General features: G+C 58.1%; 20 protein-coding genes. 6 read left to right on the top strand and 14 right to left on the bottom strand.

Features of this window, described 5'->3' with window-relative positions; translation table 11 throughout:
• Positions 1 to 39: 39 nt before the first annotated feature.
• Together dsdA and dsdC are read left to right on the top strand one after the other, a co-directional pair.
• Complete coding sequence (gene dsdA, locus AC1MDT_RS04600; protein WP_480420902.1) at positions 40 to 1392, top strand: D-serine ammonia-lyase; 1353 nt, start codon at positions 40 to 42, stop codon at positions 1390 to 1392.
• A gap of 161 nt (positions 1393 to 1553) precedes the next feature.
• Positions 1554 to 2525: a DNA-binding transcriptional regulator DsdC gene (gene dsdC, locus AC1MDT_RS04595; protein ID WP_480420901.1), complete on the top strand. Its 972-nt coding sequence runs from the start codon at positions 1554 to 1556 to the stop codon at positions 2523 to 2525.
• 102 nt (positions 2526 to 2627) lie between these two features.
• Here dsdC and AC1MDT_RS04590 read toward each other — a convergent pair whose 3' ends face one another.
• The 3 genes from AC1MDT_RS04590 to AC1MDT_RS04580 all read right to left on the bottom strand — a co-directional run bounded on the left by AC1MDT_RS04590 (position 2628) and on the right by AC1MDT_RS04580 (position 4790).
• On the bottom strand, positions 2628 to 3665 hold the full coding sequence (locus AC1MDT_RS04590) for a GGDEF domain-containing protein (protein ID WP_480420900.1): 1038 nt from the start codon (positions 3663 to 3665) through the stop codon (positions 2628 to 2630).
• A gap of 497 nt (positions 3666 to 4162) precedes the next feature.
• Positions 4163 to 4498: a hypothetical protein gene (locus tag AC1MDT_RS04585; protein WP_480420899.1), complete on the bottom strand. Its 336-nt coding sequence runs from the start codon at positions 4496 to 4498 to the stop codon at positions 4163 to 4165.
• 73 nt (positions 4499 to 4571) lie between these two features.
• On the bottom strand, positions 4572 to 4790 hold the full coding sequence (locus AC1MDT_RS04580; RefSeq protein ID WP_480420898.1) for a hypothetical protein: 219 nt from the start codon (positions 4788 to 4790) through the stop codon (positions 4572 to 4574).
• Between the two features lie 167 nt (positions 4791 to 4957).
• Between AC1MDT_RS04580 and AC1MDT_RS04575 the strand changes: the two genes are divergently transcribed.
• Positions 4958 to 5197: a hypothetical protein gene (locus AC1MDT_RS04575; RefSeq protein WP_480420897.1), complete on the top strand. Its 240-nt coding sequence runs from the start codon at positions 4958 to 4960 to the stop codon at positions 5195 to 5197.
• 13 nt (positions 5198 to 5210) lie between these two features.
• A complete protein-coding gene (osmE, locus tag AC1MDT_RS04570; RefSeq protein ID WP_480420896.1) occupies positions 5211 to 5564 on the top strand; it encodes an osmotically-inducible lipoprotein OsmE in 354 nt (117 codons plus the stop codon).
• A 288-nt stretch (positions 5565 to 5852) separates the two neighbouring features.
• On the opposite strand, the gene AC1MDT_RS04565 is transcribed toward osmE, so the two are convergent.
• Positions 5853 to 6050, bottom strand: coding sequence for a DUF2188 domain-containing protein (locus AC1MDT_RS04565; RefSeq protein WP_480420895.1), 198 nt, complete (start codon positions 6048 to 6050; stop codon positions 5853 to 5855).
• 210 nt (positions 6051 to 6260) lie between these two features.
• On the opposite strand from AC1MDT_RS04565, the gene AC1MDT_RS04560 reads away from it, so the two are divergent.
• Complete coding sequence (locus AC1MDT_RS04560) at positions 6261 to 6623, top strand: NUDIX hydrolase (RefSeq protein ID WP_480420894.1); 363 nt, start codon at positions 6261 to 6263, stop codon at positions 6621 to 6623.
• A gap of 5 nt (positions 6624 to 6628) precedes the next feature.
• Here AC1MDT_RS04560 and AC1MDT_RS04555 read toward each other — a convergent pair whose 3' ends face one another.
• The 8 genes from AC1MDT_RS04555 to AC1MDT_RS04520 form a co-directional block, all read right to left on the bottom strand.
• On the bottom strand, positions 6629 to 7402 hold the full coding sequence (locus AC1MDT_RS04555; RefSeq protein ID WP_201119624.1) for a 1,6-dihydroxycyclohexa-2,4-diene-1-carboxylate dehydrogenase: 774 nt from the start codon (positions 7400 to 7402) through the stop codon (positions 6629 to 6631).
• A 200-nt stretch (positions 7403 to 7602) separates the two neighbouring features.
• Positions 7603 to 8616, bottom strand: a complete 1014-nt coding sequence (benC, locus tag AC1MDT_RS04550; RefSeq protein WP_201119623.1) for a benzoate 1,2-dioxygenase electron transfer component BenC — start codon at positions 8614 to 8616, stop codon at positions 7603 to 7605.
• A gap of 10 nt (positions 8617 to 8626) precedes the next feature.
• Positions 8627 to 9115: a benzoate 1,2-dioxygenase small subunit gene (gene benB, locus AC1MDT_RS04545; protein ID WP_480420893.1), complete on the bottom strand. Its 489-nt coding sequence runs from the start codon at positions 9113 to 9115 to the stop codon at positions 8627 to 8629.
• Positions 9112 to 10476 (bottom strand): benzoate 1,2-dioxygenase large subunit, encoded by a 1365-nt coding sequence (gene benA / locus AC1MDT_RS04540; protein WP_480420891.1) that lies wholly within the window; start codon positions 10474 to 10476, stop codon positions 9112 to 9114. The genes benB and benA overlap by 4 nt, the downstream gene beginning before the upstream one ends.
• Positions 10477 to 10725: 249 nt before the next feature.
• Complete coding sequence (locus AC1MDT_RS04535) at positions 10726 to 11685, bottom strand: AraC family transcriptional regulator (RefSeq protein ID WP_480420890.1); 960 nt, start codon at positions 11683 to 11685, stop codon at positions 10726 to 10728.
• A 277-nt stretch (positions 11686 to 11962) separates the two neighbouring features.
• Positions 11963 to 12892 carry a catechol 1,2-dioxygenase gene (gene catA, locus AC1MDT_RS04530; protein WP_480420889.1) on the bottom strand — a complete coding sequence of 310 codons (930 nt, stop codon included), beginning with the start codon at positions 12890 to 12892 and terminating at the stop codon, positions 11963 to 11965.
• A gap of 51 nt (positions 12893 to 12943) precedes the next feature.
• Positions 12944 to 13234, bottom strand: coding sequence for a muconolactone Delta-isomerase (gene catC, locus AC1MDT_RS04525; protein ID WP_414908750.1), 291 nt, complete (start codon positions 13232 to 13234; stop codon positions 12944 to 12946).
• 10 nt (positions 13235 to 13244) lie between these two features.
• Entirely contained in the window at positions 13245 to 14393 is a 1149-nt protein-coding gene (locus tag AC1MDT_RS04520; protein ID WP_480420888.1) for a muconate cycloisomerase family protein, read from the bottom strand.
• Between the two features lie 127 nt (positions 14394 to 14520).
• Here AC1MDT_RS04520 and AC1MDT_RS04515 point away from each other — a divergent pair, with 127 nt between their 5' ends.
• Positions 14521 to 15426 (top strand): LysR family transcriptional regulator, encoded by a 906-nt coding sequence (locus AC1MDT_RS04515; protein ID WP_480420887.1) that lies wholly within the window; start codon positions 14521 to 14523, stop codon positions 15424 to 15426.
• Between the two features lie 72 nt (positions 15427 to 15498).
• Here the strand turns inward: AC1MDT_RS04515 and AC1MDT_RS04510 are convergent, their stop codons facing one another.
• Both AC1MDT_RS04510 and AC1MDT_RS04505 read right to left on the bottom strand, forming a co-directional pair.
• Positions 15499 to 15738, bottom strand: coding sequence for a DUF1652 domain-containing protein (locus AC1MDT_RS04510; RefSeq protein WP_480420886.1), 240 nt, complete (start codon positions 15736 to 15738; stop codon positions 15499 to 15501).
• Positions 15739 to 15844: 106 nt separating this feature from the next.
• Positions 15845 to 16747: a polysaccharide deacetylase family protein gene (locus tag AC1MDT_RS04505; RefSeq protein WP_480420885.1), complete on the bottom strand. Its 903-nt coding sequence runs from the start codon at positions 16745 to 16747 to the stop codon at positions 15845 to 15847.
• Positions 16748 to 16817 lie beyond the last annotated feature (70 nt).

Raw genomic sequence — 16817 nt, 5'->3', positions numbered from 1 at the left:
CCCGTATTTTTCAGCCTGATTGTTTAAAGAGACCACGTTATGATTTTGGGAAGAACACTTGAAAGCTGGTACGCCAGCTACCCCTTGATTCGCGATCTGGTCGCGCTGCAAGAAACCACTTGGTTTAATCCTGCCGTGGCGCCGGTCGCGGAATCGATGAGCGATGTGGGGTTGACGGCCGCAGACGTAGCCGACGCCAGCGCTCGACTGACGCGTTTTGCTTCTTACCTCAGACGTGCGTTTCCGGAAACGCAATGCAGTGGCGGCATAATCGAGTCGGACATTCTGTCGGTGCCAAAACTGCAGCAATTGCTCAGCGAGCGCTACGGTCGGGTATTGCAAGGAGCGCTGTGGCTCAAGCGGGACAGCCATCTACCCATTTCGGGGTCGATCAAGGCGCGCGGGGGTATCTATGAAGTGCTCAAGCATGCCGAAGACCTGGCGTTGGCCGGAAATCTGCTGACCCTTGATGACGACTACGCCGTGCTGGACAGCGATCAAGCGCGGGCGTTTTTCGGCCAATACAAAATAGCCGTCGGCTCGACCGGCAACCTCGGCATGTCCATCGGCATCATGGGGGCGGCGTTGGGCTTCCAGGTGACCGTGCACATGTCGGCGGATGCGCGGCAATGGAAGAAAGACAAGTTGCGCTCACACGGCGTTACGGTGATTGAGTACTCCTCCGATTACAGCGTGGCCGTTGCGCAAGGCCGCAAGCAAGCGGAGTCCGATCCAGCCTGCCATTTTGTGGACGATGAAAACTCGGTCAACCTGTTCCTGGGCTACTCGGTGGCCGCCGAGCGCCTGAAAAAGCAATTGGCAGCAGCCAACATCACCGTCGATGCGCAACATCCATTGTTTGTTTATCTGCCCTGCGGCGTGGGTGGCGCGCCTGGCGGCGTAGCCTTCGGCCTGAAGCTGGCCTTCGGTGACGCGGTCCACTGCATCTTCGCCGAGCCCACCCACTCGCCCTGCATGATGCTGGGCGTCTATACCGGATTGCACGACGAAGTGAGCGTGCAAGACTTCGGCATTGACAACGTGACGGCCGCTGACGGCCTGGCCGTCGGGCGCGCTTCGGGTTTTGTCGGCAAGGCCATGCAGCGCTTGCTTGATGGTTTCTTCACCGTCAGCGACGACGAAATGTACAGCTTGCTGGCACTGATGGAGCGCAGCGAGGGTGTTCGCCTTGAGCCCTCCGCGCTCGCCGGCGTGCCCGGCATTGCCAGAGTCCATGCCGACCAGCAAGGCTACCTGGCTCGCGCGGGCCTGGACAACCAAGCCATGGCGCGAGCCACCCATTTGGTTTGGGCTACAGGCGGCAACATGGTGCCGGGGGACGAGATGGACGCTTATCTGGCCAAGGGTCGTGAATTGCTGGCCAAGGGTTGATCAGGCCAACAGGCACCTGAGCAGCCTGAGTGCAGCGCAGACTCGCCGATGTCAGCGCAAAACCGGATGTGGCAAGATGAATGCCTTGCCACCTCCGGTACGTTTGACCGCTAACCCTGCGTACAACGCAGGGTGGCTTTTGGGCTTGAGGAAAAACTGTCGTGCTCAACCTCCCTCCTCGTATCAGTTCCCGGCTCAACAGCAGCCAGTTCGCCAACCTTCACACCTTTTTGGTGGCGGCGCGTCACCTGAGCTTCGCCCGTGCGGCGCAGGAACTGTGTTTAACCGCCAGCGCCGTAAGCCACCGCATCAGTCGGCTGGAAACCGCGTTGGCGATGAAGTTGTTCCAGCGCCTGACCCGCCAGGTCAGCCTGACTGACGAAGGCGAACGCATCTTCGAAATACTCCAGTATGCGATGGGCGAATTGTCCGAGGCCCTTGAGCAATCGTCACAGGCGGAAATTGCCGGTTCCATCGCGCTCTACGTAAGGCCCTCAGTGGCCCAATGCTGGCTGGTTCCCAGGCTGGCGGACTTTGTTGATCGTTACCCATTGGTCTCACTGGATCTGCGGGTAGGTAATGACAACGTCGACTTTCGAACCCGCAAAATTGATTTGGCCTTGTACTACGCCAATGGCGAATTTCCCGGGCTGACCAGCCACCGATTGATGCGAGAGCAACTGGCCCCCGTGTGCAGTCCTGACTACGCGCGACGCCATCGTCTGCAGGAAAACCCGGAGAACTTAAGGCACTGCACCACGTTGCATGACTCCCTGGCCTGGGATCATGCGGCCTATGATGCCGAGTGGACGCTCTGGGCAGAGCAGCACAACCTGCTCGCGTCACTTCCCAAACGCACCTTGACCTTCGATCGCTCGGATTTGAGTGTGACGGCGGCCATGAACCACGCCGGTATCGCGATTGGCCGTCAACAACTGGTACAGAAGCGGGTTGATCGCGGCGAACTCGTTCTGCCCCTCGCCGGATTCAGCCGATCAGGCCACTACGATTATTATTTGGTACACCCGCCGCTCGCGACTATCCCCAAACGATTACTGGCTTTTATGAACTGGCTACGCGAATGCGCCAGTCAATCATCACCCTTGGGTGAGAAAGAAGACCTGCTCGGATGAGAGGTTTGTCGTCGACGTGAACGCAGTCCGACCCGATTTTTATACGACAAAGCCCTGACTATTCAGGGCTTCGTCGTTTCAGGCAAGAACTGCGTTGAAAGGTCACTGCACTCGATTGCGTCCATTGCGCTTGGCCAGGTAGAGCGCATCATCGGCACGGGTCAGGAGGCTTTCCAGTGTGTCACCGGATTTGGAAATGGCCACTCCGAAGGACGCCGATATTGTGTCGAGCACCGTGTCGGTTCCTCGCGCCTTGATCCGCAGCGACTGAATTTTCAGGCGCAGCTGTTCAGCAAATGTACGGGCGCTGTCGAGATCCGCGCACTCTTGCAGGATCACACAGAACTCTTCACCCCCATAGCGCGCCGCTACGGCTTCGGGCGGCAGTGAATTGCGCAGCACCTGACCGACATGCTCAAGGACACGATCGCCCAACGGATGGCCGTACTCGTCATTGAATTGCTTGAAGTGATCAATATCCAGCATGACCAGCGCCACTTTTTTCGGCGCTTTGCTGATTGCCTGCTCCAACACGCGGTTGAAGGTATTTCTGTTCAGCAGTTGGGTCAGGCCATCCAGCGTGGCAGCCAGACTGGTCTGCTCCAGTTTTTCGCGCAGGGTTTTGATCTCATTTTGAGCGGCACGCAGCTGGAACAGAAAAAGCGCCTGCTGATCCTGCATCAGCTGAGTGCTTTGTTGCAGCTCATTGAGAATATTGGGAAGGCTCTTCTCAACTGGACCATCAAGCATTTCGAGACAATGTCCCAGGCTGTTCTGGTAGTTGAGGCTGCCATTTACACTACGCGAGACATCCCGCTCCATGCCGTCGACCAGATTGATCGCTTGCTGTTGCCCTACCCGGGCATCTTCCAGCTCGTCGCGAATGATGTACTCGCGAAACAGCTTGGTGGCCGACTCAGGCGGGAAACTTTCAAAGTCCCTCACCACTCGATCAAGGTGGCGATTAAGTTCGGGGTCCGCACCTTTGCTGTAGGTGTACCAGAGCGCGTAGTGCACCGGATTCGGCGGAATATTGTGACGAACCATCAGCGGCACCGCCTGCTTGAGTAACGCAGCCGCTTCACGGGAATCCTCGGGATATAACGCTAAGGCCGTTGCACGCTTCACTGATGGGTTCATGCGATCACTATGGTTATTTGATCAGGGGGTAAACGAACATAAGTAAAGCATAGTCTTACCCAATGCAAACAGTCATTTACTTGCGATTGTTCACCCCAAACCTTAACCGGCTCCCAGCGCTGCAACGAAGTCAACTACCGTAGGAGCGAGCTCGCTCCTACAGGATTGTCGTAGTCAGGCATGCCGAACATCAGGCGTGCGATCCTGGTCAAATACGCCATCGATCACGGGATCATTTCGCGATAGGGAATGCGATAGCAACGCTGAATTTCAGGCAAAAAAAATCCCAGGCAGCTGATGGACGCCCGGGATTTAAAAATGCATAAACCGTGGTGGTGAACGCGGAGCGAATATTACTTAATATTTCGCCTTGTAACAAGATGTTTTGATTCACCATTCAGTTACTAAATCTTCTAACCCCTTAAATATCCATACTATTTTTAAGGTAAACCATAGAACCGAACGCTATCCCAAAACAACACTGCCTCCGACCGATCCTACAAACAGTCCCGCACGGCCTTGCGCATCACGGTTGATTTCGCCCAGGGCGGCCCCTGATACAGCGATATATGGCTGCCATCCTTGTACTTCACGACGTCGACAATTTCATCCGCCGTGATGATGCTGGGCGCAGTGATTCTGTAGCCGTTGGAAATGGAAACTTGAGCCGTTTTGGGGATTTCTTTCTGCCAGGCGGGCAGAACGCACGCGGCATAGTCTTTTGGTGTCTTGTCACTGTACTTGCTGACATTTGGCTCACCTGGCACCAGGGACGCGGGCAATGAACAACCTGCCAGCAGCGCCAGCCCAACTCCCCCTAGGAACATCCGCATGACGCTTCCTTATCCTGAAAAAATGGAAATGTAACGCGTCGGCGTCCAGACATCCATCCGCTGCACACACATTTCAGGGGACGGCATTGTTTTCGCCCGGATCCGGATAGGACCGCTCGTTCAGATAAGTCATCCATCGCTCATACGCTTCATGCTGCCATCGAGTGACCCGCTCCCATTCCGGGCCGCTCAGCTGATGAGCGGAAATCAGTTTCATCATTTCCGTGGTGGCCGCGTCCAAATCAACCATCAGCTCATGAGCGTGAAATCTAAAATCATCGGTAGTCGTCATTTGGCGCCTCACCCTAGCGAAAAGTCACTCCCCCCCTTCGACAGCAAATCTGATGATTTGCCTTCATATTCCCGACAAAAGGCAATCTCGCTGGATCAGACGAACACATCCGCCCCGCCGTCGAAATGGGACTACTATTTTGTAGCGGAGACTGCCAGGAGGTCATCATGTGGCTTAACGAATCTGAACAAGAACTTCGGCGCGACCTGCAAGGCGTAGCGTCGGATCTGCGATGGTCGGCGGTGGAACTTTTGCGCATAGCAGAGCAGTTGCGCCAGGCCGGAAATGAGGTTGATGCCCAGGCCGCGACCCGGCTATGCGAGCTGTTTCAGGGAGATGAAGAACGATTGGCGGGCTACGCCGAAGAAATCAAAGCCAAAACCATTACTCGAACGAAAGCTCAATAGAGGGAGGGCGGCTATGAACAAGCCCCTTTGCGCGCTGGTCGTCGTACTGACGGCATTGGGTGGTTGCAGCAGTGAATCAAGTCTCTATCGAGATCAGCCGCTGGTCGCCAAGGTCGAGAACGGCATGAGCAAGGAGCAAGTCCAGCAGATCGGCGGCCAGCCTTTATCGATCACCGATCGCACCGTTGAGCCGGGTTCGTGCTTTGACTACAAACTGGTGCAGGCCGGACATCAGCAGACCTTCAATGTCAGTTTCAATGATCGGGGCAAGGTTGATCATACAAGCTTCATGACCTGTGCGGAGTGGAGCGCGGTACAGCAAAGGGCCAGGGAACCTTCCCCCAGTACTGGCGGTGGTGGGTATTAATATTTCAAAAAAAGCCCCGATATTGCTTAATGCTGTTTACTTCGGCTCGGTTCTTCAAGTGCACGGTGAAAAGTAAACGCTGTACGCCGATCCATTGTGGGAGCGAGCCTGCTCGCGAAGCTGTTGATCTTGCCGTTGCTTTGCTTTGCTTCTGCTTCAGATCTGGCGGCCCTTTCCCAGAGGCCGAACGCAGGAGGCACCGCGGCAAGGAAGCCGCGGTAGCCGCCCCGTCCAATAACCATTTCAAGTAAACAGCATTACCGACATCCCAGGCCTTCAAACCCACGTTCACTCTGACTTCTGACTGACCGGCGATCGCGCCCTTGCTCTATAGGCCGGAAGTGCCGCCGCATACGCCAGTGCTTCCTCCCGGCTAGCAAAAGCGCCGAGTCGGTCACCTTTGGTGCAAACTCGCCAAGGGCCGTTATTGACGCTGAGTACGTCATAACCGTTCAGGTGCATTTTGTTCAGAACCGGAATGCTCATAGTCACCTCCTTTTCGGCAGTGATATCCGCTATTGACGTGCTTACCTTACACCCGACCTTTACCCAGGTGCCAACCAGACGTCACGCCAATATTCCAGCATCCAATTGCACTTTTCGTCACCCACCTCGCTCCAACCCTTGAAAAGCAACCACTCCGGCCTGAATATTGCTTTTTTATGACTGTTTTATGACATCGAGCTCAGGTAACGCATGAAAGTACGAGCAACCGTCATTTGTGAGCAGGACCGCCATATTCTCCTGGTGCGCAAGCTACGGTGTCGCTGGATGTTGCCCGGCGGAAAAGTCGAGCGCGGTGAAACCACGCAGGGCGCCGCCATGCGTGAACTTCAGGAAGAAACCGGTCTCGCTTCTGACAGCATGCTGTACCTGATGGAGTTGGACATGGGCGGCACCCGGCACCATGTTTACGAAGCTTCAGTGGTGAACTTTGATGCGCTTCGGCCACAAAATGAAATCTTCGATTGCATCTGGCATCCGCTGGACGCCGTTCAAAACCTGAGCACCAGCGAGGCCACGCTCAGAATCGTCAAGGCGTTTCAGCGTCGCCTGTAATCCCCTCAGCCCTGATCGCCGCCGCCCACCGGCATGACCATGCCGGTGATGTAAGACGCGTCGTCGCTGGCCAGAAACAGAATAGCGCCTGCCTGCTCATCCAGCGTGCCGTAGCGTTTCATCAAACTGCTGTCGAGGGTCTGGTCGACAATCTGCTGATACCACACCTTTTCCTCTGCACTTTGTTCGGCGCTGTTGCGAGGAATCACCCGTGGCGGCGCTTCAGTACCGCCCGGCGCGGTGGCGTTGACCCGAACCCCACGGCCGGCCGTTTCGAACGCCAGGCAAGCCGTCAGCGCATTCACTCCGCCCTTCGCCGCGCCGTATGGCACGCGGTTGACACTGCGCGTGGCAATCGACGAAACGTTGACGATCGCCCCGCTGCCCTGCGCCAGCATGAACGGCAGCGCCGCATGGCAGCACCATAATGTCGGGAACAGCGAGCGGCGGACTTCGGCTTCGATCTGCTGCGCCTCGTAATGCTCGAACGGTTTGGTCCAGATCGTCCCGCCGACGTTGTTGACCAGCACATCCAGACGACCGAAACGCTCGACAGCGGTTTGCATCACGCGGTTGCATTCGCTGTATTGCTCAAGGTCGGCGGTCAGGGCCAGCACCTGGCTGCCCTGCCCCAAATCCTTCTGCACCTCGAACACCAGATCGGAGCGGTCGACCAGGATCAGTCGCGCACCTTCAGCCGCCATGCGTTCGGCCACACGCCGACCGATGCCTTGCGCTGCACCGGTGATCAGCGCGACTTTATCGTGAAATCTGTTCATACATACCTCGTTGCGAAAATCGCTTTCGCGGGAAACGCTATCTGTAGCAGCTGGCGAAGCCTGCGTTCGGCTGCGAAGCAGTCGCTAAATCAAGCAATACGGTGCATCAGGACGACCGCGCACATAGGCTTTACGACTGCTGCGCAGCCGAACGCAGGCTTCGCCAGCTGCTACAAAAGTGAGTCGACACAAAAAGATGTTTAGGCCGCGCTGGCGGCAAATTTTTCGTAGTAGAAATTCGCCGGCGCAATACCTTGTTCGCGAATGAACTGACTGACTGCCTCGACCATCGGCGGTGGGCCGCACAGGTAGACATCGACGTCGCCATCGTTCAAATGCTTTGGCTCGATGTGCTGGGTCACGTAGCCCTTGAGCGGGTGCTGACTGTCGGGGCTGGCCACGCAGGCACTGAAGCTGAAGTTCGGAATTCGTGCGGCGAGCGCTTCCAGTCGGTCGAGCTCCACCAGGTCGAAATCGTGAGTCACGCCGTAGATCAAATGCAGTGGGTGCTCACTGCCGTGTTCGGCGATTTTTTCCAGCATCGCGGTAAACGGCGCCAGCCCTGTACCACCGGCCAGCAGCAACAACGGTCGCCGAATGTCGCGCAGATAGAAGCTGCCCAATGGCCCGGCCAGGCTCATGCTGTCGCCGGCCTTGGCCATGCCAGTGAGGAAACTGCTCATCAAGCCACCGGGCACGTTACGAATCAGGAAGCTGACCTCGCCATCACGCTGCAACGAACTGAACGAGTAAGCGCGCGTCTGTTCGCTGCCGGGAATCCCCAGGTTCACGTACTGCCCCGGCAGGAACGCCAGTTTGCTCAGCGCCTCACCCTTGATCGACAGCGCGATGGTGCTGTCGGACAACTGGCGCACGGCGCTGATGGTCGCATCATAGCTGGCCTGTTGCGTGCGACAGACCTGTGAAGAGGCCGGCACCCGCACCACGCAATCGCTCTGGGCACGCATCTGGCAGGTCAGGACAAAACCTTGCTCGGCCTCGTCGGCCGTCAGCGCGTCTTCGATGTACTCCTCGCCCAGATCGTAACGACCGGCCTCGGCGAAACACTTGCACGTGCCGCAAGCACCGTCGCGGCAATCCAGCGGAATATTGATGCCCTGGCGATAGGCGGCATCGGCCACGGTTTCGCCCACGTTGGCGTCGATGAAACGGGTGACGCCGTCTTCGAAATTGAACGCAATGGAATGAGTCATGACGGCCGCCTCAGAGGTGGTAAACATCGATGACCTGACGAACATAGTCGTTCTTCAGGATCACTTTCTTGGCCTTGATCAGCGGGTTTTCGCCGCGCACATCGAGGGTGTAGAAACTGCTGCCGAAATAGCTGTCGACGGTCTTGTAGCGAAAACTCAAGGTGTGCCAGTTGAAGCGCACCATGCACAGCCCGTCGGCCTGTTCGAGCAGCTCTATGTTGCTGATGTTGTGGGAGGTGCGCGTGTCTGGAATGCTCGCGCTGGAGCGTTCGGTCTTGATGCGGAAGATACGGTCCTCAAGGCCGGTGCGGTTGCCGTACCAGATCAGCGAGATTTCGCGCTGCGGGTCTTCGGTCAGTTCGTCGTTGTCGTCCCAGGAGGGCATCCAGAACGTCGCGTCCGGGGCGTACAACTCCAGCCAGTCGTCCCATTGCCGGTCATCGAGGTAGCGCGCTTCGCGGTAGAGGAAATCGCGCACGCTGTCGTAGGTGATGGTCATTGCACGGCCTCCACTGCAATCAATTCGGACTGTTCAGCGGCCAGCGCCTTGAGCATCGTCTGCTGCCAATACTTGTGTTGCAGCACAAACAGGCCTTCGTCTTCAGTGCGTACACCGCTGAGCAGCGGATGCAGGTCGATTTCCTTGGCCGCGTCATCGGCGCCATCGATCCAGTGTTCGGCACCACGGGACATGTCGTTCCACGTCGTGACACTGCCCTGATAGCTGGTCTGGCAGGAGCGAAACTCTTCCAGATCGTCCGGGGTGGCCATGCCACTGACGTTGAAGAAGTCCTCGTACTGACGAATCCGGCTCGACCGTGCGGTGTCGCTTTCGCCTTTGGGGGCGATGCAATAAATGGTGATTTCGGTGCGGTTGACCGAGATCGGCCGCGCAATGCGAATCTGCGAGCTGAACTGATCCATCAGGTACACGTTCGGGTACAGGCACAGGTTGCGCGAGTTCTCGATCATCCAGTCGGCGCGGGCCTGGCCGAAGTCCTGGGCCAATTCATCGCGACGTTCGTACAGCGGACGGTCCTCGGGGTTGGCCCAACGGGTCCACAGCAACATGTGGCCCTTGTCGAAGGAGTAAAAACCACCGCCCTGCTTCGCCCAACTGCCGGCACTCATGGTCGGGTTGGTGTCGCCGGCCTCACGTTGTTTGCGCTGGTTCTGGGTGGCGGCGTAGTTCCAGTGCACCGAGCTGACGTGGTAGCCGTCGGCGCCGTTTTCGGCGGTGAGTTTCCAGTTACCCTCGTAGATGTAGCTGGAGGAACCGCGCAGCACTTCCAGGCCATCGGCGGACTGGTCGACGATCATGTCGATGATCTTCGCCGACTCGCCCAGGTGTTCCACCAGCGGCACTACGTCAGCCTTGAGGCTGCCGAACAGGAAGCCGCGATAGGACTCGAAGCGCGCGACTTTGGTCAGGTCATGGGAGCCTTCGCAGTTGAAACTCGCCGGGTAGCCGGCCGCTGCAGGGTCCTTGACCTTGAGCAGCTTGCCGGAATTGTTGAAGGTCCAACCGTGGAATGGGCAGGTATAGGAACTCTTGTTGCCGGACTTGTGCCGGCACAGCGTCGCGCCACGGTGACTGCACGCATTGATAAACGCATTGAGCACACCGTCCTTGTTGCGCGCGATAAAGACCGACTGGCGCCCCATGGTGGTGGTGTAGAAATCATTGATGTTGGGGATCTGGCTTTCGTGGGCCAGGTACAGCCAGTTGCCTTCGAAGATGTGTTCCATCTCCAGATCGAACAACCGTGGGTCGGTGAACATCTCGCGCTTGCAGCGATAGATGCCCTGCTCTGGATTGTCTTCAAGCAGGGAGTGAAGGTATTCGGGTCGCAGGGACATGGCCGCCGCCTCCATTGTTTTTATCAGGCAAGGCCATGCTAGGACGGGGGGATGGAGCGGACTATCCGATGGGTGCAGACCTGTATCCGTTTTGTGCAGAACACCCAAACCCATGTAGGAGCGAGCTTGCTCCGGGCGGCGTTCCGACGATGGACGTGAACGATAACGCGTGCATTCTGAATCAACGCGGCGCTTTCAAGTCCATCGCGAGCGAGCTCGCTCCTACAGGGATGAGGTGCATCCGCTGTGTCAATGCCGGCGCTTGAGGGTGTCGGAGGGTAATTCGCCGAACTGCTTGCGGTAGCTGTCGGAGAACCTTCCCAAATGCAGGAAGCCGTAATCCATCGCCACCTCCGTGACATTGCGCACGTTGCAGGTCGGGTCGCTCAGGCAGGCGTTAATGCGCTCCAGCCGCTTCTGCCGGATGTAGTTTTTCGGTGTGGCGCCAGCGTTGCGCTCGAACAATCCGTACAGCGAGCGCAGGCTCATCCGCGCCTGACGCGCCAATTCTTCGCTGTCGATGTCCTGCTTGAGGTTGCGCGCAATGTAATCGGCGATCACCTCGAACGTGGCCGCCGGTGAGCCGAGGCAGACCCGGCTGACATTGGTCTTCATCAGGCTAAGCATCTTGCTGACGATGATCTGCGCGTAATGCTCCTGAACCCTGGGGATCTGCTCGGTGGCCTCGGCTTCCTGGCAAATCATCGCCAGCAGATTGACGAAACCTTCCAGCTCATTGAGTTGATAACGGTTCTCCAGGAACCGCACACCCTGCCCCGGATACCGCCAACGCTGCTCGTCGCACAACGACTCCAGCAGGTGAGTCGGGACTTTCAGGATGAATTTCTCGCAATCCTCGGAATAGGTCAGGTCCACGGGATCGTCGGGATTGATCAGTAGCAACTCGCCCGGGGCGAAGTAATGTTCCTCGCCGTGGCCACGCCACAGGCAGTTGCCGCGCAGCAGCACCTGCAAGTGATAAATGCTGTCCAGTGCGCCCGAGGTCACCCGCACGCTGGCGCCGTAACTGATGCGGCACAGGTCAAGACTGGCGAACTTGCGGTGGTCAAGACTGGCCAGCGGCCGACCGGTGCTGGGCATCAGGATGCAATGGTTACCGACGTGTTGATTGACGTACCCCGACACCGCATAAGGGTCGGCGTGGTCGAACACTCTGCTGCGCTGACTCAACAGTTGCGCGTGCATCATCGGGTCACTCTCGTTGTTGTTATCGATTACATCGGGCCATTCTAAGGCAGTGCTTGCAGCGGTGTGTCAGTGGACTGACATGTGGGAGCATTCTGGCCTCTTCGCGAGCAGGCTCGCTCCCACAAGAATTTTGTGCCGAGCATTGCAATTGTGTACGACAACTTAACTGTGGGAGCGAGCCTGCTCGCGAAGAGGGCATCAGCTTCAACATCAACGTTGGCTGCCACTCCGCTTTCGCGAGCAGGCTCGCTCCCACAGGGTGGCTCATATCGCGCTATCAGTCTTCAAGCGCGCGAACTCGTTCAAGTCGTTGTTGTTCCTCAGGTTGCGCAGACGACTGCAAGGTGAAATCGAATTCGATTTCAGCAAAGCGGCCGCTGACGCCGTGCGCCTTCGCGCGTTCCTGATCATCGCTGAAGGTGATTTTTGCGATCAGCTCATCACGGGTGGCGTAGGCGAAATCGTCGTGCAGGTACTGGTCGCCATCCAGGTTGATCTGGGTAGTCAGGTGACGATGGTCCGGCGCGGAAATGAAGAAGTGCACGTGCGCTGGTCGCTGACCATGACGGCCCAGTTGATCGAGCAGTTGTTGGGTCGGACCGTCCGGAGGGCAACCGTAGCCCGACGGCACGATGCTGCGGAAACGGTAACGGCCCTCGGCATCGGTGACGATGCGGCGACGCAAATTGAACTCCGATTGCGTGGTATCGAAGTAAGAATAGGTGCCGCCGGTATTGGCGTGCCAGACGTCTACGACGGCGCCTGCCAGCGGTTCGCCGGCGGTGTTCTTGACCTGGCCCTGCATGAACAGCACCACGCCCGGATCGACGCCGTCATCGAGGCGCGCTTCGAAATTCGACAGCGGTGCGCCTGCCACATACAGCGGCCCTTCGATGGTCCGCGGTGTGCCACCGGATTTGCCGGCCTGCTCGTCTTCGGCGTCCATCAGCAGGTCGAGGTAATGCTCCAGACCGAGCCCGGCCACCAGCAAACCAGCTTCCTGGCGCGCGCCCAGTACGTTGAGGTAGTTGACGGCTTTCCAGAATTCTTCCGGCGTTACGGCCAGGTCTTCGATGATGTTCACCGAATCGCGCAGAATGCGGTAGATCAAGGCTTTGGCGCGTGGGTTGCCGGCGTCATTGTGCAGGCCGCTGGCCTCTTCGAGAAATTTCTGTGCACTGGCAGTGTGGGAAATCTTGACGTTCATGGTGGTTCCTCATCTTGTAATTATTAACGTGGCAAACTGAACAGGCTGGGTTCAGCGGTCGTCGTCACGGATGGAAGAAGGATGCCGGCACATCGCGGTGACTTCGATCGCCATGTAGGGGTACAGCGGCAATTGCATCAGCAGGTCGTGTAGCTCTTGAACGCTGTCGACATCGAATACGCTGTAATTGGCATAGAGCCCCGCAATGCGCCACAGGTGACGCCATTTGCCTTGATCTTGCAGGCGCTGGGCCAACGCTTTCTCGTCAGCCTTCAGCTTGGCGGCCGCTTCTGGATTCATGTCGACCGGCAGGTTCACGGTCATTTTTACGTGGAACAGCATAATGCTCTCCTCAGGCTTGATGAATGGCGGTGGATGTCTTGTCGCGACGGAAGAACGCCAGGCGTTCTTCGTCCAGGCTCAGACCCAGGCCTGGTGTCCTGGGAACGTGCAGCTCGAAATCGCGATAGACCAGCGGCTCGCTGAGAATGTCTTCGGTCAGCAGCAACGGGCCGAACAACTCGGTGTCCCAGGCCAGTTTATTCAGGGTGACAAAGGCATGGGCCGAGGCCAGTGTGCCAATGCCACCTTCCAGCATGGTGCCGCCATACAGGCCGATACCGGCCGCTTCAGCAATGGCGGCGGTCCGCAGCACCGCTCGCGGTCCTCCATTCTTGGCGATCTTCAGGGCGAATACCGACGCCGCGCCTTCGCGGGCCAGATTGAACGCATCTTCCACACATTCAATGGATTCATCGGCCATGATCGGCGCCGGGCTCATGGCATTCAGGCGCACCATGCCCGAGCGGTTATTGCGCGAGATCGGTTGTTCGATCAGGTCGATGCCGTTGCTGCCGAGGATCCGGCAGGCACGCAAAGCGACCGCCTCGTCCCAGGCCTGATTGACATCGACCCGCACGCTGGCGCGGTCGCCCAGGGCTTTCTTGATGGCAATGACGTGGGCCAGGTCGCGGTTGACTTCACCGGCACCGATTTTCAGTTTGAAGATCCGGTGGCGGCGCAGGTCGAGCATTTTTTCCGCTTCGGCGATGTCCTTGGCGGTGTCGCCACTGGCCAGGGTCCACGCCACCGGTAGCGCATCGCGAACACGGCCGCCCAGCAGTTCGCTGACCGGCAGGCCAAGGCGTTTGCCCTGGGCGTCGAGCAATGCGGTTTCAATACCTGATTTGGCAAATGTATTGCCGCGAATGCTGCGCTCCAGGCGCAACATCGCGGCATTCACGTTGCCGCTGTCCTCACCGAGCAGCAGCGGCGCGAAGTGTTTATCGATGTTGGTCTTGATGCTGTCCGGGCTTTCGTTGCCATATGACAGACCACCAATAGTGGTGGACTCGCCGATCCCTTCGATGCCATCGGCGCAGCGCACGCGAATGACCACCAGCGTCTGGTTCTGCATGGTGTGCATGGCCAGCTTGTGCGGGCGGATGGTCGGCAGATCGACGATGATTGTCTCGATCGATTCAATGGCTGTTGCAAGCATGTCGATACCCGTCAGGTTCTTAAAGTTCTGGAACCGATTCTGGTACGGCTTTTTTCCCGAAGCCAATATAGAATTGGTCTGGCTTGATACCTTAAAGGTATGCAACCGATTGACGTTTGGAGGCCCCATGGAATTGCGTCACCTGCGGTATTTTCAGGTGCTGGCTCAAACCCTCAACTTCACCCGCGCCGCCGAACTGCTGCACATCGCCCAACCTCCCTTGAGCCGGCAGATCCAGCAGCTGGAAGACGAACTGGGCGTGTTGCTGCTGGAGCGTGGGCGGCCGTTAAAGTTGACTGACGCCGGGCGGTTTTTCCATGAACACTCCACCGCCCTGCTCGAACAGCTGGGTAAGGTATGCGACAACACGCGACGGATCGGCCTGGGCGAAAAGACCTGGCTGGGCATCGGTTTTGCGCCATCGACACTCTACGGCGTGTTGCCGGAGCTGATTCGCCGCTTGCGCGGTCGGGAAACGCTGGAGCTCGAGTTAGGGCTCTCTGAAATGACCACCTTGCAACAGGTGCAGGCGCTGAAAGCCGGGCGGATCGATATCGGCTTCGGCCGAATCCGCATCGACGACCCGGCGATCATCCAGACCGTCTTGACCGAAGATCGGCTGGTTGCCGCCCTGCCCGCTGGCCATCCACTGCTGGCCGGCCCCATCAGCCTTCGCGAACTGGCGAAGGAACCCTTTGTGCTGTACCCCGGCAACCCGCGACCCAGTTACGCCGACCATGTTATTGCACTGTTTGAGTCCTATGGCGTGAGCATCCACGTCGCGCAATGGACTAACGAGCTGCAAACAGCCATCGGTCTGGTGGGGGCTGGAATCGGCGTCACCCTGGTGCCGGCCTCGGTGCAATTGCTGCACCGCGACGACATCGGCTTCACGCCGCTGCTGGAAGATAACGCAACCTCGCCGATCATTCTCAGTCGGCGGGTGGGCGATGTTTCACCGGGGTTGAATCATTGTTTGAAGGTGATCGAGGTGTTGCAACCGCAGGTGCGGGCATCAACGCCGGACACTTAAAGAGTGAGCCCTGCGGCGAGGGAGCTTGTTCCCTTGCCACAGTTTCAGTGATCGTCTCTGACAACCTGGTGCTCAGCCGGCAAACGCCCGGCGCCCCGCGCTCATCTCGGTGCGTAACTCACCAATGAAATCGGAGATGGCGCGCACGCTGTCCAGATGTTCGGTGGAGACACCGCGAATCAACAGCTCGATTCGCCTGCTGCTGGGCTCATAAACCGTGATTTGCAGCAACCCGCCGCTCTCCGTGCATTCGCAGGACAACGGCATGAAACCGGACTCGACAATGTTGCAAAGGACTGAGATGGGAACCATGGCCGGCGCCTCTGTCTGCAGTTGATCGGATTGGATCCACTGAGGATAGATGCACTTTGCCGTTTCTGCGCCAGAAAAACTGTTAGCTGCCTCTCACTTCGAACAGTTATTCACTGGAATTACCTTTCCAGATCCAATTCCAGATCCCCGGCAATTCAACCGGCTGAGAACTGTCGCGCACTGTTCGCGCCATCGCCGCCCGTTGCAGTGCGGCGGTGTCGTCGTAAAACGGTTGCTCTGCGGTTTTCACGCCTGTCGCCTGCGCACTGTCGAGCAGGATTTGCAGGTACTCGCGGGTGTGCCGGGCGGTATAGCGATTGAGGTCGTGAAAAGTCACCACCACCGGAATCACCCCGTCCACCACCGGCAGCTCTCCCAACGCAATGCGCTCGCGCACTTCGGACATTGAGCGCAGGAAGTGAGCCCGCCGCCGGGGGCTGGCGTTAAAACCCCAGATCTTGCCGTCATTGGCGCTCAAGTCGGTCAACAACATATGCAAGCCATGTTGCTGATAAGCGGCGAAGGTACGCTTGTCGTAACTCCAGAATGGCGGGCGTAGCAGCGTCGGCGGTGCGCCGGTGATCGCGGCGATGTCGGCGCTGCCATTGGTGAGTGCTTGTTCAAGTTCCTGTGGATCGAGAGAGCGATGGTTGGTGTGCGAAGGCGTGGCGGTATGAAAGCCCAGAATGTGTCCGGCGTCCCGCTCGTGGTGCATGACCTCGCGCCCTATCTCACTGCCACCGGCTCGCGATGCACGGGTCTGCACGAAGAACACGGCTTTGATGTCCGGCTGCAGCGGATTACGCGCCAGGCTATCGAGCACGGTTTCGGTCGGGTTCCAGAAACTCGATGCGCTGGGACCGTCATCGAAGGTCAGCAGAAAGCGGATGGGTGGTTGTGCGCGCAGACGCTGTTCGGTCTGCGGTGTCATTTCGATGGGGGCCGCGATGCAACCCAGCAGACTGACTGCCATGGCGATCGCCGATAGAACCTTGAACAACTGTTTCATGTTTTGCCTTGGGCCAGACCGTTTCGGTCACCACTTCAAACGGCAAAAATCCTTTGCCCGTTCATCCTTT

This window comes from Pseudomonas sp. ASL7 (assembly GCF_056680375.1).
Note: the sequence above shows the minus strand (reverse complement) of the source record. Positions and strands in the feature narration are given on the sequence as shown.